Genomic DNA, 14545 nt, shown 5'->3' on the forward strand with positions numbered 1-14545 from the left:
GCCGTACGACCTATCGAATTAAGAGGGATAAGCCTGGAATGACAGAGATCCAGGCGGGTCCGGGGGCAGCCGTCGCGGCTGCCCCCGATTCACAAGATGTGCCCGCCATCGAGCTCGACCACGTCGTCAAGGAGTACACCTCGCACGGCGAGGTCGTACAGGCGGTCAAGGGCGTCAGCCTGACCATCGCCGAAGGGGAGTTCTTCTCCCTCCTGGGCCCGTCCGGTTGCGGCAAGACCACCAGCATGCGGATGATCGCCGGGTTCGAGGAGCCCACTCAGGGAGTGGTCAGGCTCCAAGGAGAGGACGTCACGGCCGTCCCCCCGAACAAGCGCGACATCAACATGGTCTTCCAGTCCTACGCCCTCTTCCCGCACATGGACGTGTGGGAGAACGTGGCGTTCGGGCTCAGGCGCAAGAAGGTCGCCGACGCCGAGATCAAGCGCCGCGTGGGCGAGATCCTCGAGGTGGTCGACCTCGTCGGCCGCGAGAAGCGCCGCCCGAGGGAGATGTCCGGCGGCCAGCAGCAGCGCGTCGCCCTCGCCCGCGCCCTGGTCAACCGGCCGCGCGCGCTCCTCCTCGACGAGCCGCTCGGCGCGCTCGACCTGAAGCTCCGCCAGCACATGCAGATCGAGCTCAAGCGCATCCAACGCGAGGTCGGCATCACGTTCGTCTACGTGACCCACGACCAGAGCGAGGCGCTCACGATGAGTGACCGCATCGCCGTCATGAACGACGGCCTCGTGGAGCAGCTCGCCGGGCCCCGCGAGATCTACGAGCGGCCCGCGACCAAGTTCGTCGCCGGGTTCATCGGCACGTCGAACCTGCTGAGCGGCACCGTGCATCAGGTCAACGGCGGGACCGCCGTGCTCGACCTCGGGCCGAGCGACCGGATCCTCGCTCCCGTCGACGGCACGGCCTCCGCTGGGGACAGGCTGGACCTCACCGTACGTCCCGAGAAGATCACGATCTCGACCGAGGAGCCCCAGGGCGACCTCAGCGTCGTGCGGGGCATGGTCTCGGAGGTCGTCTACCTCGGGACCTACAACAGCTACGCGGTGGTGCTCGCCGACGGCGCCGAGATCACCGTCTTCCAGCAGAACGCGCACGACAGCACGACAACGGCCGAGCGCGGCGACACGGTCTGGCTGTCCTGGCAGCCGCGGCACTCCTACCTGCTGCGGTAGACGCGACCCCCCGCGCGAAGGCCCACGGGAACCTCCCACGCGTGAACATCCCACGCGAACCCTCCCGAGCGGACCGGGCGTTCCGAGCCCTCGCCCGCGAAGCCCCGGAGACGCGGAGCCCCAAGCGAATCCCCCCGAGCGAACCCTCCCGAGCGAACCCTCCCGAGCGAACCCTCCCGAGCGAATCCCGAAGCGGAAACCGTAGCGGCACCCCCGCAGTGCGAACCGCACAGCACGACTTCCTGGAGCACGAACCCCATGACAGACTCCTTCAGGCAGGACCCCGCCTTTCTCCGTGGCCTGACCCAGGGCCGCGTCGGCCGTCGCGACGCCATGCGCCTGGCCGGGCTCTCCGTCGCCGGGCTGGCCCTCGCCGCCTGCGGTGTGCAGGGCAAGGGCGTGGCCAAGCCAAGCTCCTCGGCGCAGGCCCAGTCCGAGGTGGACAAGTACTGGTCCGGCAAGGTGAAGAACGGCCACGTCGACTTCGCCAACTGGCCCCTCTACATGGACCCCAAGCACCCCGAACTCCAGCAGTTCACCCAGCAGACGGGGATCACGGTGACCTACAAGGAGGTCATCCAGGACAACGCGGGCTGGTTCGCCAAGATCCAGCCGCAGCTCGCGGCCGGGCAGACGATCGACTACGACCTGATGGTCGTCACCAACGGCATCCAGTTCACCCAGCTCGTCGAGCTCGGCTACCTGGTCCCGCTGGATCACTCCAAGCTCCCCAACTTCACCGCGAACGCCGGGGCCCGCTACAAGAACGAGTCGTACGACCCGGGGAACGTCTACAGCATCCCGTGGACATCGGGCATGACCGGCATCGCGTACAACCCGAAGTACATCGACACCCCGCCGACCAGCTACTCCGCCCTGTGGGACCCGAAGTACAAGGGCAAGGTCGGCATGATGTCCGACTCCCAGGAGATCGGCAACTTCGCGATGTTCCTGCTCGGCGTCGACCCGGAGAAGTCGACCCCGGCCGACTGGGAGAAGGCGGCGGCGAAGCTCAAGGAGCAGCGCGACGCCGGAATTGTGCGGAAATATTATGATCAATCGTACGTTGACCCGCTGAGCAAGGGCGACATCTGGATCTGCCAGGCGTGGTCCGGCGACATCTTCCAGAAGAACGTCTCCGACGGCACGGACCTCAAGTTCGTGATCCCCGAGGAGGGCGCCACCATCTGGACCGACAACATGATGATCCCGAAGACCGCGGCCAACCCCGTGGACGCGATCACGCTGATGAACTTCTTCTACGACACGCAGGTCGCCGCCCACCTCGCCGAGTACATCAACTACGTCACGCCGGTCCCCGGCGCGAAGGACGTCGTCCTCGCCGACGCGAGCAAGGCCACCGGCGACGACAAGAAGCTCCTCGAGTCGGTCGCCGCCAGCCCCCTGGTCTTCCCGACGGACGCCGACTACGCCAAGCTGCGCACCTACCGGTCCTTCAAGACCACGGCGGAGCAGAAGCAGTACGAGAACCTCTTCCAGTCCATCACCACGTCATGAGCGAGCGGAGCGAGCGAATCAGTGGGCGCAGTGCCCTTCGCGAATGCGACTTCGAGCCGCTAGGCGAGGAGGAGTCATGAGCGAGCGGAGCGAGCGAATCAGTGGGCGCAGTGCCCTTCGCGAATGCGACTTCGAGCCGCTAGGCGAGGAGGAGTCATGAGCCGATTGAGGACGGCGCTCACGCCGTACGCGCTGATCTTCCCGGGCGGGCTCTGGCTGGCGATCTTCTTCGTCATCCCGACCGTGGTCATGCTGTCGCTGTCCCTCCAGTCCGGCGACGTGGTGAACGGTTTCGCCTTCACCTGGAACTGGCACAGCTACGCCGACGGGCTGAGCAACTACCACGACCAGATCATCCGGTCGCTGGTGTACGGCGCGGCCGCGACGATCATCCAGATCGTCATCGGGTTCCCCGTGGCGTACTGGATCGCGTTCAAGGGCGGCAGCCGCAAGTCGCTCTATCTCTTCCTGCTCCTGCTGCCGTTCCTCGTGTCGTTCGTGCTGCGGACGATCTCGTGGCAGTTCTTCCTGTCCGACAACGGGCTGCTCCTCGGCCCGCTGAAGAGCGCCGGGCTGGTGCCGCAGGACTTCCACATCCTGGCCACCAGCGTCGCGGTGATCGGCGGCCTGGCGTACAACTTCCTGCCCTTCATGGTGCTGCCGATGTACGTCGCGCTGGAGCGCATCGACCCCCGGGTCCTCGAAGCGGCCCAGGACCTGTACGCCAGCAAGACGCAGACGTTCCTGCGGGTCGTGCTGCCGCTGTCGCTGCCGGGTGTGTTCGCGGGGGTCCTCATGACGTTCGTCCCGGCCACGTCGGACTACGTGAACGCGTCGGTCCTGGGCGGCACGAGCAACACGATGATCGGCAACGTCATCCAGAACCAGTTCCTGGTCAACCAGGACTACCCGGTCGCGTCGGCCCTGTCGTTCACGCTGATGGCGCTCCTGCTCATCGGCATCTTCGTCTACGCCAAGGCGCTCGGGACCGAGGACGTGCTGGAGGTGGCCGCCCGATGAACCGGGGATTGTTCAAGGGGCGCGGGCTTCAGATCTACACCTGGCTCGTGATCGCATGGCTCGTCCTGCCGATCGCCGTCATGATCCTGTTCGGGTTCAACGACACCCACGGCCGGTTCAACACCACGTGGCAGGGCTTCACGCTCAAGTGGTACGGCAAGCTGTTCGAGATCGGCGACCTGACCAGTGCCCTCGTCAACTCGATCGTCATCGCCGTGCTCACGATGGTGATCGCGGGAGTGCTTGGGTCGCTCATCGGCCTCGCGCTCGGCCGGTACCGCTTCCGCGGGGCCGGCGTCACCAACCTGATCATGTTCGCGGCGATCTCCTGCGCCGAGATCGTGATGGGCGCCTCGCTGCTCTCGCTGTTCGTCACGCTCGCCGTGCCGCTCGGGTTCTGGACGATCGTGATTTCACACGTCATGTTCTCGATCTCGTTCGTCGCCGTCACGGTGCGGGCGCGGGTCATGACGCTGGACGCGTCGCTGGAAGAGGCGGCGCGCGACCTCGGCGCGGGCACCTGGGACACCTTCCGCCTCGTGACCCTGCCGATGATCTTCCCGGGTGTGCTGGCCGGATCGATGCTGGCGTTCGCGCTGTCGATCGACGACTTCGTGATCACCAACTTCAACTCCGGCGGCACGGTGACGTTTCCCCTGTGGATCTGGGGCGCCACCCGGGTGGGCATCCCGCCGCAGGTCAACGTCATGGGAACGCTGATTTTCGCGGTCGGCGTGCTGATCGCGGTGGGCAACGCCCTCCTGGCACGCCGCCGCGCCTAGCTCGTATAGCCGTCTAGCTCGTACAGCTCGTGGGGAAGTGAAATGTGTGGATCCGCTGAGGGCACTCGCTGACGCGGAGCGCAAGCCGTACTGGCTGGATCGCGCGATCGCGCCCGAGCCGCTGCCGCGGCTGACGGGCGAGGTCACCGCCGATCTGGCCGTCGTCGGGGGCGGTTTCTCCGGCCTGTGGACGGCGCTGATGGCCAAGGAGCGCGACCCCGCGCTCGACGTGGTCCTGCTGGAGGGCCGCGAGATCGGCTGGGCGGCGTCGGGACGCAACGGCGGCTTCTGCGCCGCCAGCCTCACCCACGGCCTGGGCAACGGCCTGGAACGCTGGCCGGAGGAGATGGCCGCGCTGGAGCGGCTCGGGCGGGAGAACCTCGACCAGATCGAGGCGTCCCTCGCCCGGCACGGCGTGGACTGCTCGTTCGAGCGGACCGGCGAGATGCATGTCGCGACGGGGGAGTGGCAGCTTCGCGGGCTCGACGAGGAGGCGGCCGCCGCCTCCTCGCTCGGCCTGCGCGTGGACCGTCTGGACCGCGACCAGGTGCGGGCCGAGGTCGACTCGCCGACCTACCTGGGCGCTCTGTGGGACCGCGACGGCGCGGCCATGGTCGACCCCGCCCGGCTGGCGTGGGGCCTTCGGGACGCCTGCCTCCGGCTCGGGGTGCGGATCTTCGAGCACACCCCCGCCCGGTCGCTCAGGGACGTCGGCGGCCTCCTGGAACTGGCCACGCCGCAGGGCGCTGTCAAAGCCCGGCGGGTGGCCCTGGGCACTGGCGCCTTCTCCCCGCTGCTGCGCAGGCTGCGGCACTTCCTCGTGCCGGTCTACGACTACGCGCTGATGACCGAGCCCCTTCCGGAGGCCCGGCTGGCCGAGATCGGCTGGCGCAACCGGCAGGGCATCGGCGACTCGGCCAACCAGTTCCACTACTACCGGCTGACCGACGACAACCGGATTCTGTGGGGCGGCTACGACGCCGTCTACCACAACGGCGGCCTCGTCAAGCCGGAGTACGACCAGCGGGACGAGACGTTCGTGACGCTCGCGCGGCACTTCTACGAGACGTTCCCCCAGCTCGGCGACGTGCGGTTCACCCACCGGTGGGGCGGGGTCATCGACACGTGCAGCCGGTTCAGCGCCTTCTTCGGCACGGCCTACGGCTCCCGCCTCGCCTACGCCGCCGGTTACACCGGGCTCGGCGTGGGAGCCACCCGCTTCGGGGCCAACGTGATGCTCGACCTCCTGGGCGGTGAGGAAACCGAGCGCACCCGTCTCCGCATGGTCAGGCGCAAGCCGGTGCCGTTCCCGCCCGAGCCGGTCAGATCGGGCGTCATCCAGCTCACCCGCTGGTCGCTCTCGCGAGCCGACGCCCACCAGGGCCGCCGCAACGCCTGGCTCCGCACCCTCGACGCCCTGGGCCTCGGCTTCGACTCCTGAGCCCCCCTGCCGCGTGATCATGCACATGTTCCCGCGCGAGCCGTCCTGCCTGGCGCTCTGTGGAGCGTGATCATGCACATGTTCCTGCACGAGCGGTCCTGCCTGGCGCTTTGTGCAGCGTGATCATGCATGACGAGGCCACGCTCGACGGGCAGACACTGCATGATCACGAACAGTGTCGGCCCTGATCAGACCGTGTGCGGCGGAATCGACGCATGATCACGGCGGGGGATCGTCCGGGTCCCCGAGCTTTCTGGGAAACCCTGCATGATCACGGCGGGGGTTAGCCGGCGAGCCAGCGGAGGGGGTTGTCGTGGGTGATCAACCGTACGGTCTCCTCGTCGACTCCGGCCTCGTGGAGGGCGGGGACGAGATCGCGGAACAGCCTGCCGTACCCGTGCCCGCCGTACTCGGCGAGGTGTCCCTGCCGGGAGACGCCGCTGCTGAGCAGCACCCGGTCGGCGTGGCCGGCGTCGAGCAGCGCGAGGACGTGCTCGGCATCCGACACGCTCACATAGGCGCCGGTCTCCGCCACCTTCCGCTGGGCCGGAACGTCGGACGTGCGCGCGCTCAGCCGCCGGGCGGGCACGCCCTGGGAGAGCAGAAGCTCCAGCAGCCCGAGACCCTCCGTGGCCACGGGGAGGTCGGTCCGCAGGGAGGCGCGGGCGGCAGCGACGAGCGCGCGCTCCTCTGCCGCGGTCGGCTCCTCGTCCCAGGCGGTGGCCACGATCAGTCCGGGTCGTGAGCCCGTGCCGTCGAGCCCGGCGCCGATCTCGTGAAGGAGATCGGCGGTGAGGTCCTCGACGCCGTAGTTCTGGATCCGCGCGCCGGAGAACGGCTCGGCGGCGAAGCCCGTGGCGGCGACCACGGCGACCCGGCCGCCCATGGCGATGCGGGCGAGGGAGGCCGGGTCACGGGCCATGCCGATGCCGCTGTGCTCGACCACCAGGCTCAGCCCGTGGTCGGCCGAGAGCCGCCTGAGCTCGTCGACGACGTACCTCTCCTCGTCGAGCCAGCGATACGGGTCGGAGTCCACGCCGATTCCCCAGCGGGTGTCGGTGCGCAGACGCTCATTGGGGAGCACCGGCCCGCCGATCTCGGCGACGGGAACGGCTCCCGTGACAGTCTGGATTCGGGGAAAATATGCGCCGGACATGCTCGGACATTAACCGATTTTTATCGAAAGAGGGTCGATTCGGGAGCTCAGGTCATGGTGTTGCCGCCGTTGACGGCCAGCCGCTGGCCGGTGATGAAGCGGGAGCCGGGGGAGGCGAGGAACGCGACGGCCTCGGCGATGTCGAGCGGCACGCCGAGATGCCCGAGCGCCACGCCGCGCAGGTAGGAGTCGAACTCCGCCGCCGGGGTGTCCGCGTGACGCTCCACAGGGATCCAGCCCGGCTCGACCGTGTTCACGGTTATGCCGTACGGTCCCAGCTCGCGCGCCCACGACCGGGTCAGCCCGTGCATGGCGGCCTTGGCGGAGATGTAATGGCCGAAGCCCGGGTTGCCGAGGTCGGTGACCTCGCTGCCCACGTTGACGATCCGGCCCGATCCGGCGTCCCGCATGCCGGGCAGCACGGCCTGAAGGATCAGCAGGGGAGCCTTGACGAAGAACCGCAGCTGGCCAAGGTGATCCTCCCAGGTCTGCTTCTCGACCGGCATCAGCGGATGGGGGCCGGTGGCGTTGTTCACCACCACGTCAACGTGCCCGAGGGCATCGACGCCCTGCCGTACGGACTCCTCGTCGGTGACGTCGAACCGGGCGAGGGCCGCGGAGTGGCCGCGGGCCAGGACGCGTTCGACGACGGCAGAGGCGCCGGCGGTGTCGTGGGCGTAGTTGACCGCGACATGCCAGCCGTCCATGGCGAGCCGCTCCGCGATGACGGCGCCCAGACCGCGTGAGGCGCCGGTGACCAGTGCTGTTCTCATGGCCCTCGTCCTACCACGTCCGGCTCGATCCGCTGTCGCCCGATCCGGCGTGCGCGTGCGCGGCTCGACCCTTCTGTCACGCGGCGCGGGGGCGTGGAAGCGGCCTGCCTCGCGCGGAGGCCGCCCGCCGTGGTGCATAGTGATCGGCATGGATGAGATCGCCGCACTTGTGGATCGGGCCGAGATCGTGGACGTCGCCAACGCCGTCTTCGACACGGCCGACGCGAAGAACTGGCCCGTCTGCCAGGAGTTGTTCGACGACGAGGTGAACGTCGCCTTCCCCAGACTGAACGGCGGCGAGCCCACCCGGCTGACCGCCGCGCAGCTCATGGACGGCTGGAAGACGGTGCTCCACGCCAGGAAGCAGACCTTCCACATGGTCGGCAACTACGCCGTCAACGTCGACGGCGCCGAGGCCGGGATGACCGCCAAGGCATACACCTACATGCTGCTCGACGCCGATCTGGGCGGCGGCATGTGGGAGGTGTGGGGCGTCTACCGGTTCCGGCTCGCGCGGCAGGCCGAGGGCTGGAAGGTGACCACCATGACGTTCGACGCCTGGCACAGCCGCGGCGACGACACCGTGTGGGCGCACAGGCTTCCCGCCGGCGAATGAGCGTGACCGGCGGATAGACGGGGACCGGGCGCAGCGCGGTCAGCGGGTGAGGGCGGGGGTCACACGGGTCTCGGAGTGGAGCCGCTGGAGCACCCGGCGGAAGGCCCACGCCGAGCCGACGAAGGCCAGGCTGCTGATGACCGCCACAGCCGTCGTCCGGATCAGCAGGTAACTCCCGATCGACTGGTGGAGCAGCAGCCAGATGCTGACCGTGGAGTTCGCCAGGAGGACGAACGCCCACAGTAGCGTGATCCGGGCGAAGAACCTGCGGACTCGCTCGTGCCTCAGCACGAACGACGGCAGGTGGATGTAGTCGAGCGTCAGCTTCTGGACCAGCGGGCGCCGCATCCGCACCGACGCGAGGAAGACCATGCTGATGCAGATCGTGCCGAGCTCGGGCTGGATGAAGTAGAACACCATGCTGCCGGTCCACAGCCCGACGAGGGTACGCACGGTGATCGCCAGAGCGGCGATCACCATCGTGCCGGGGATCGGACGGCGGCGGACGAGCCGCCACAGCAGCCCGAAATAGACCCACGCCATCGCGGCCAGCAGCGCGCCCCTCTGTCCGAGCACCACGAATGTCGTGTAGAAGACGGCGAGGGGAGCCACCACACCTTCGAGGAGCCGCGGCACCGCCTGCTTGATCAAAGCGGTGAGCCGGGGCAGGACGATAGGTGCGTGATTCATGACACTCCAACGGGCCGGCTGAAGGACCGACGCTAAAGCTACGACGCCTACCCAGGGGCCGGTCGCCGAAACACTTGGGCAGGCCTTTACCGGTGGCCTACCGTACCCGACCCTCAGGGCTTTCCGGGACGTTTCCGGCGCCTCTCCGCCCCTCCCTCATTCCCGTACGGCATGGCCGCCGCTTTACGGTCGGGGAGCCGGGTGTCGGCTCGGGCTCAGCCGTCACTGCCGTTACTTTGACCCCATGGACTCTGGTTTTGGCTACTTCTCGACGCACGACGCCGTCAGCCCTGGGGACCTCGCCCGGCTGGTGGAGCAGCGCGGGCACGAGGCCCTCCTCTTCACCGAGCACACCCACATCCCGATCCCGCCGGGCGGCGAGGTGCTGAAGGACGATCGGGGCCGTGTGGTGCCGCGCAGGTACTGGCATACCTATGACACCTTCGTGGCGTGCACAGCGGCCGGCCTCGCCACGACGCGGCTGCGCGTCGGGACCGGCGTCTGCCTGGTCCCCCAGCACGATCCGATCAACCTCGCGAAGACCGTGGCCAGCATCGACAGGCTCACGGGTGGCCGGTTCGAGCTCGGCGTGGGCGCGGGCTGGAACGAGCCGGAGACCCGCGATCACGGGGTGGACCCGCGTCGGCGCTTCGCCGTGATGAAGGAGCGCATCGAGGCGATGAAGCGGATCTGGACCGACGACGAGGCCGAATACCACGGCGAGTTCGTGTCGTTCGGCCCGATGTGGTCGTATCCGAAGCCGGCCCAGTGGCCGCACCCGCCGGTGCTGGTCGGCGGCGTGGGGCCGCGCGTGCTGGAGCGGGTGCTCGCCTACGGCGACGCCTGGCTGCCGAACTACTCCCCGGGCATCCTCGACCGGGTCGCCGAGCTGTTCCGGCTCGCCGAGGAGGCGGGCAAACGGGTCAAGGTGATAATGCTGTCGGCGCCGTCGGATCCCCGGGTCCTGGAGGAGTGCGAGAAGGCCGGCGTGGCCCGCGTCATGGCGTGGCTGCCCTCGGCCAACCTCGGCCGCGTCGAGCGGGCGATGGACGAGTTCGAGAACGCCCTCGCCGAGATGCGCGGGGAGTGACCCCCCTTCTCAGCTGAGGGTGGCTGTCGCGAGCTTGGCCCCGAAGCCGAGGAACAGCGCGCCCACGCCCGAGGTGAGGCCCGCCGCCAGCTTGCGGCGGCGCCGGAAGTGGTTCGCCAGGAAGGTGCCGCCGAAGATCAGCGTGGTCAGGTAGGCCACGCTGAACACCTGCACGATCAGCGCCAGGATGAGGAAGGACAGCGCGGGCGCGCTGTACGACGGGTCCACGAACTGGACGAAGAACGCCACGAAGAACAGGATCGCCTTGGGGTTGAGCAGGCTGATGGTCAGCGCCTTGCGGAAGGGGCGCTCCCGCTCGGACGGCGGGGCGGCCTCCCGCAGGTCCCCCGCCCGCGCGTCCGCCTCCGGCGCCTCCGCCTGGGCGGCGGCCGGAGCCCGCCACGACCTCCACGCCGAGCGGAGCATGGTGAAGCCGATCCACGCCAGGTAGGCCGCGCCGGAGTACTTCACCAGGGAGAACAGCAGCGGTGTGGACTTCAGCAGCGACGCCACCCCGGCCGCCGACAGGAACATGAGCACGGAATCGCCGACGAAGACCCCGGACGCGGCGCGATAGCCGTACCGGACGCCTCGCCGGGCGGCGCTGGACAGCACGTAGAGGGAGTTCGGCCCGGGTAGCAGGATGATCAGGAACGACCCGATGACGTAGGTCCAGATATTGGTGATCCCGAAGAACATCCATGCTCCCCTAAAGAACGATATCTCTTGTTATAGCGGTTTACAGACCGTGGTCACGGCACGCTAGAGAGTCAATATGCCTATTGACCCGATGGGAAAAGTAGGAAGATCCTGGGCGCATGACCCTCTGGAAGCCGGATCCCACGTTCTATCCCTCTCCCCGCGACGCCGCCGAGGCCCCGCCGGAGAAGCTGGCATATGTCGCCGCCTTCGACCGCTCCGCGCAGAAGCCGGACGCGCTGGCCGTGCTGGACACCGATCCCGAGTCCTCTTCCTACGGGAAGGTAGTCGGCTGGACGGACCTTCCGTACACCGGGGACGAGCTGCACCACTTCGGCTGGAACGCGTGCAGCAGCGCGCTGTGCCCTTATGCGCCGCACCCGCACGTCGAGCGGCGATACCTGATCGTGCCGGGCCTGCGGTCCTCGCGGATCTACGTGTACGACACCAAGGACCGGGTCAGCCCTGAGCTCGTCAAGGTCATCGAGGCCGAGGAGCTCGGCAAACGCGCCGGATACTCCCGGCCGCACACCGTCCACTGCGGCCCCGAGGGGTTGTACGTGTCGGCGCTCGGCGGGTACGGCGAGGAGGGGCCGGGCGGCATCGCCCTGCTCGACCACACCTCGTTCGAGGTCCTCGGCCGGTGGGAGGTCGACCGCGGCTCGCAGTACCTCGCCTACGACTTCTGGTGGCACATCAACCACGACGTGCTCGTCTCCTCCGAGTGGGGCACGCCGTCCATGGTCGAGGACGGCGTGGTCGGCGAGTTGCTGCTCGGTCGCAAGTACGGCCACCGGCTGCACTTCTGGGACCTGCGCAAGCGCAAGCACGTCCAGGAGGTGGACCTCGGCGACCAGTATCAGATGACGCTGGAGCTCAGGCCGGCCCACGACCCGACCAAGAAGTACGGCTTCGTCGGCGTCGTCACCAGCGTCGAAGACCTGTCCGCCTCCGTCTGGGTCTGGTACGAGGAGGGCTCCCGCTGGGCCGTGAAGAAGGTCATCGACATCCCGGCCGAGCCGGCCTCGGCCGATGACCTGCCCGACGTGCTCAAGCCGTTCGGCGCCGTCCCGCCGCTGGTCACCGACATCGACCTGTCCGTCGACGACAAGCACCTCTACGTGTCGTGCTGGGGGACCGGCGAGCTGAAGCAGTACGACGTCTCCGACCCCTTCGCGCCCGTGGAGACCGGCTCGATCCACCTCGGCGGGATCGTACGGCGGGCCGCCCATCCCGCCGCGCCCTCGGAGCGGCTGGCGGGCGGACCGCAGATGGTCGAGGTCAGCCGCGACGGCAAGCGGGTCTACGTGACCAACTCGCTCTACGGCTCCTGGGACGACCAGTTCTACCCTGATGGGGTGGGCGCCTGGATGGCCAAGGTGGACACCGCGTCGTTCACCCTCGACGAGCGGTTCTTCCCGCACGGCGACGACTTCCGTGGCCTGCGCCCGCACCAGACCCGGCTGCAGGGCGGCGACGCGTCCTCCGACTCCTACTGCTACCCGTGACCCTCACCGCGGTCATCTTGCTCGGGGCCTTTCACGGGCTCAATCCCGCGATGGGCTGGCTCTTCGCCGTCGCCCGGGGACTGCAGGAGCGCAGCCGCGACCTGCTGCTGCAGTCCCTCCCGGTCATCGCGCTGGGCCATCTCGGCTCGGTGGCGGTGGTGGTTCTCGCCGTAAGCGCCACCGGCTCCCTGGTCACCGGCTCGGCGCTCGGGATCGGCTCCGGCGTGCTGCTGGTCGGGTTCGGCCTGTGGCATCTGCTCGCCAGGCGGCACTTCCGCTGGGTCGGCATGCGGCTGTCGCTCCCGCAGTTGGCCGCCTGGTCGTTCCTCATGTCGTCCGTCCACGGCGCCGGCCTCATGCTGCTGCCCGTGCTGACGCGCATCCCCCAGAGCGGCCCCCAGAGCGGCCCCCAGAGCGGCCACCACGACCACGGCCTGTCCGGCGGCATGTTCGTCGCCGGGATCCACACGCTGTCCATGTTCGTCGTGGCGACGGTGATCGCGCTCGTCGTCTACGAGTTCGTCGGCCTGGCGGTCCTCAGGAAGGCCTGGTTCAACCTCGACCGGATGTGGGCCTTCTCCCTGGTCGGAGTGGGCGTGTTCACCCTGGTCACGGCCTGGTGACAAGACGATCAAGTCACCGGCAAGCCAGAACGAAGTGAAATCCAAGACCGGCCAGGCAGAGTTTCCCCCGTAAGCAGGACCCACAGAAAGAGGGGGAACTCACATGGCCAGGAACGCCCGCACGACGATCACGGACATCGCCGCCATCGGCACCGAGCTCGACGAGCAGCAGCTGGGCGCGATCTCCGGCGGAGAGCCGAGGGAGCTGGGGAACGGCGCGACCGAGGACCCGGAGGGTGGCTTCTCCGACTACTACCCGTGGTGCGGCTGATCAGCGCCTGATGCGCACCTGATGCGCGCCTGATCCGTCGCTGATGAGCGGCTGCACGGCCGCCTCTCCCGGAGCCTGGGCCCCTGACGGCCCAGGCTCCGAATGTTCCGAGTGGTCAGGCCACAGCGGCGGCATGCCCGCGCTCCGGCGACCCGGGCCACGCACCCTCCCGAGCAGCCCGCACCTTTCGAAAGTGGACATGATGACGCCCACAGTCCTCGTCCTCACCCAGGACGGTGACGAGCACGCGGATCACGTCGTGCCGATGCTTGTCGAACGTGGCGCCACGGTCGTACGGCACGACCCGGCGCGGTTTCCCAAGGACGCCGCCCTGCAGGCCGCCTTCGAGCCGCATGGACCGGCACGCCGCTCCCTCTGGCTGGGGGACGCCACCGTCGACCTGGAGACCCTGACCGCCGTGTGGTTCCGGCGGCCGAACAGCCCCGTCGTCCACGACGAGATCGCGGGCGACGCCGCCCGCGAGTATGCCGAGCGGGAGTGCGGCCTTCTCGTCCGCGACATCTGGGAGAGCCTGGACTGCCGGCTCTTCCCGGCGAGGCACTCCGTCCTGGACTTCGCTCAGCGCAAGCAGCATCAACTGGCCGTCGCCACACGCCTGGGTTTCGAGATCCCGCCCACTCTGATAACGACCCAGCCGGACGAGGTCCTCGACTTCTACAACCGGCACGAGGGGCGAATCGTGTCGAAGCCCTACGGCTACCAGCCGATGAGCTCCGTCGGCGTGATGCGCTACACCGAGCAGGTCTTACCGGCCGACCTCGGCTATGTGGACGCCGTCCGGTTCTGCCCGATGATCTTCCAGGTCTACGTGCCGAAGCGGGTCGAGCTGAGAGTGACTGTCGTCGGCTCGGAGGTCTTCGCCGCCGAGATCCATTCGCAGGCCAGCAACCGGGCCCGCCACGACTGGCGGAGCTATGACCTGAAGAACACGCCGCACTTCCCGCACCGCCTTCCGGAGGACGTCCACGACCGGTGCCTCCGCCTCGTGCGGAAGCTCGGCCTGAGCTACGGGGCGATCGACCTGATCCTCACTCCGGACGGGCGATACGTGTTCCTGGAGATCAATCCCTCCGGCCAGTACCTCTGGATCGAGAGACTGACCGGGCTTCCGATCAGTGCCGCCGTCTGCGACTTCCTCCTTGGACGATGA

At 68.4% G+C, this 14545-nt stretch carries 15 protein-coding genes; 11 read left to right on the plus strand and 4 right to left on the minus strand.

The genetic code is table 11. The features are described 5' to 3' along the window. Positions 1-38: 38 nt before the first annotated feature. The 5 genes from N5079_RS03255 (at position 39) to N5079_RS03275 (ending at position 5948) form a co-directional block, all read left to right on the plus strand. On the plus strand, positions 39-1187 hold the full coding sequence (locus tag N5079_RS03255; RefSeq protein ID WP_261581804.1) for an ABC transporter ATP-binding protein: 1149 nt from the start codon (positions 39-41) through the stop codon (positions 1185-1187). 258 nt (positions 1188-1445) lie between these two features. Next, complete coding sequence (locus tag N5079_RS03260; protein WP_261581805.1) at positions 1446-2705, plus strand: spermidine/putrescine ABC transporter substrate-binding protein; 1260 nt, start codon at positions 1446-1448, stop codon at positions 2703-2705. Between the two features lie 156 nt (positions 2706-2861). Further along, positions 2862-3725 (plus strand): ABC transporter permease, encoded by an 864-nt coding sequence (locus N5079_RS03265; RefSeq protein WP_261581806.1) that lies wholly within the window; start codon positions 2862-2864, stop codon positions 3723-3725. Continuing rightward, positions 3722-4507 (plus strand): ABC transporter permease, encoded by a 786-nt coding sequence (locus tag N5079_RS03270; RefSeq protein WP_261581808.1) that lies wholly within the window; start codon positions 3722-3724, stop codon positions 4505-4507. Before N5079_RS03265 ends, N5079_RS03270 begins: the two co-directional genes overlap by 4 nt. A gap of 46 nt (positions 4508-4553) precedes the next feature. Further along, positions 4554-5948, plus strand: a complete 1395-nt coding sequence (locus N5079_RS03275) for an NAD(P)/FAD-dependent oxidoreductase (RefSeq protein ID WP_261581809.1) — start codon at positions 4554-4556, stop codon at positions 5946-5948. Between the two features lie 283 nt (positions 5949-6231). Here the strand turns inward: N5079_RS03275 and N5079_RS03280 are convergent, their stop codons facing one another. Both N5079_RS03280 and N5079_RS03285 read right to left on the minus strand, forming a co-directional pair. Continuing rightward, positions 6232-7104 (minus strand): aryldialkylphosphatase, encoded by an 873-nt coding sequence (locus tag N5079_RS03280; protein ID WP_261581810.1) that lies wholly within the window; start codon positions 7102-7104, stop codon positions 6232-6234. A gap of 47 nt (positions 7105-7151) precedes the next feature. Continuing rightward, positions 7152-7877 carry an SDR family oxidoreductase gene (locus N5079_RS03285; protein WP_261581811.1) on the minus strand — a complete coding sequence of 242 codons (726 nt, stop codon included), beginning with the start codon at positions 7875-7877 and terminating at the stop codon, positions 7152-7154. A 148-nt stretch (positions 7878-8025) separates the two neighbouring features. Between N5079_RS03285 and N5079_RS03290 the strand changes: the two genes are divergently transcribed. Further along, on the plus strand, positions 8026-8493 hold the full coding sequence (locus tag N5079_RS03290; protein ID WP_261581812.1) for a nuclear transport factor 2 family protein: 468 nt from the start codon (positions 8026-8028) through the stop codon (positions 8491-8493). A 39-nt stretch (positions 8494-8532) separates the two neighbouring features. On the opposite strand, the gene N5079_RS03295 is transcribed toward N5079_RS03290, so the two are convergent. After that, positions 8533-9183, minus strand: coding sequence for a DUF3159 domain-containing protein (locus N5079_RS03295; RefSeq protein WP_261581814.1), 651 nt, complete (start codon positions 9181-9183; stop codon positions 8533-8535). Positions 9184-9427: 244 nt separating this feature from the next. Between N5079_RS03295 and N5079_RS03300 the strand changes: the two genes are divergently transcribed. Beyond that, positions 9428-10273, plus strand: a complete 846-nt coding sequence (locus N5079_RS03300) for a TIGR03619 family F420-dependent LLM class oxidoreductase (protein ID WP_261581815.1) — start codon at positions 9428-9430, stop codon at positions 10271-10273. A gap of 9 nt (positions 10274-10282) precedes the next feature. Here N5079_RS03300 and leuE read toward each other — a convergent pair whose 3' ends face one another. Next, on the minus strand, positions 10283-10972 hold the full coding sequence (gene leuE, locus N5079_RS03305; protein WP_261581816.1) for a leucine efflux protein LeuE: 690 nt from the start codon (positions 10970-10972) through the stop codon (positions 10283-10285). 119 nt (positions 10973-11091) lie between these two features. On the opposite strand from leuE, the gene N5079_RS03310 reads away from it, so the two are divergent. The 4 genes from N5079_RS03310 (at position 11092) to N5079_RS03325 (ending at position 14545) form a co-directional block, all read left to right on the plus strand. Further along, a complete protein-coding gene (locus N5079_RS03310) occupies positions 11092-12480 on the plus strand; it encodes a selenium-binding family protein (RefSeq protein ID WP_261581817.1) in 1389 nt (462 codons plus the stop codon). After that, a complete protein-coding gene (locus tag N5079_RS03315; RefSeq protein WP_315967771.1) occupies positions 12477-13103 on the plus strand; it encodes a hypothetical protein in 627 nt (208 codons plus the stop codon). Before N5079_RS03310 ends, N5079_RS03315 begins: the two co-directional genes overlap by 4 nt. 103 nt (positions 13104-13206) lie before the next feature. Further along, the gene (locus N5079_RS03320; protein ID WP_261581819.1) at positions 13207-13374 is read left to right on the plus strand and encodes a hypothetical protein; all 168 of its coding nucleotides are present in this window, start codon (positions 13207-13209) and stop codon (positions 13372-13374) included. 202 nt (positions 13375-13576) lie between these two features. After that, a complete protein-coding gene (locus N5079_RS03325; protein ID WP_261581820.1) occupies positions 13577-14545 on the plus strand; it encodes an MvdC/MvdD family ATP grasp protein in 969 nt (322 codons plus the stop codon).

It is taken from the genome of Planotetraspora sp. A-T 1434, from assembly GCF_025420585.1.
Taxonomy (GTDB): domain Bacteria; phylum Actinomycetota; class Actinomycetes; order Streptosporangiales; family Streptosporangiaceae; genus JAOEGB01.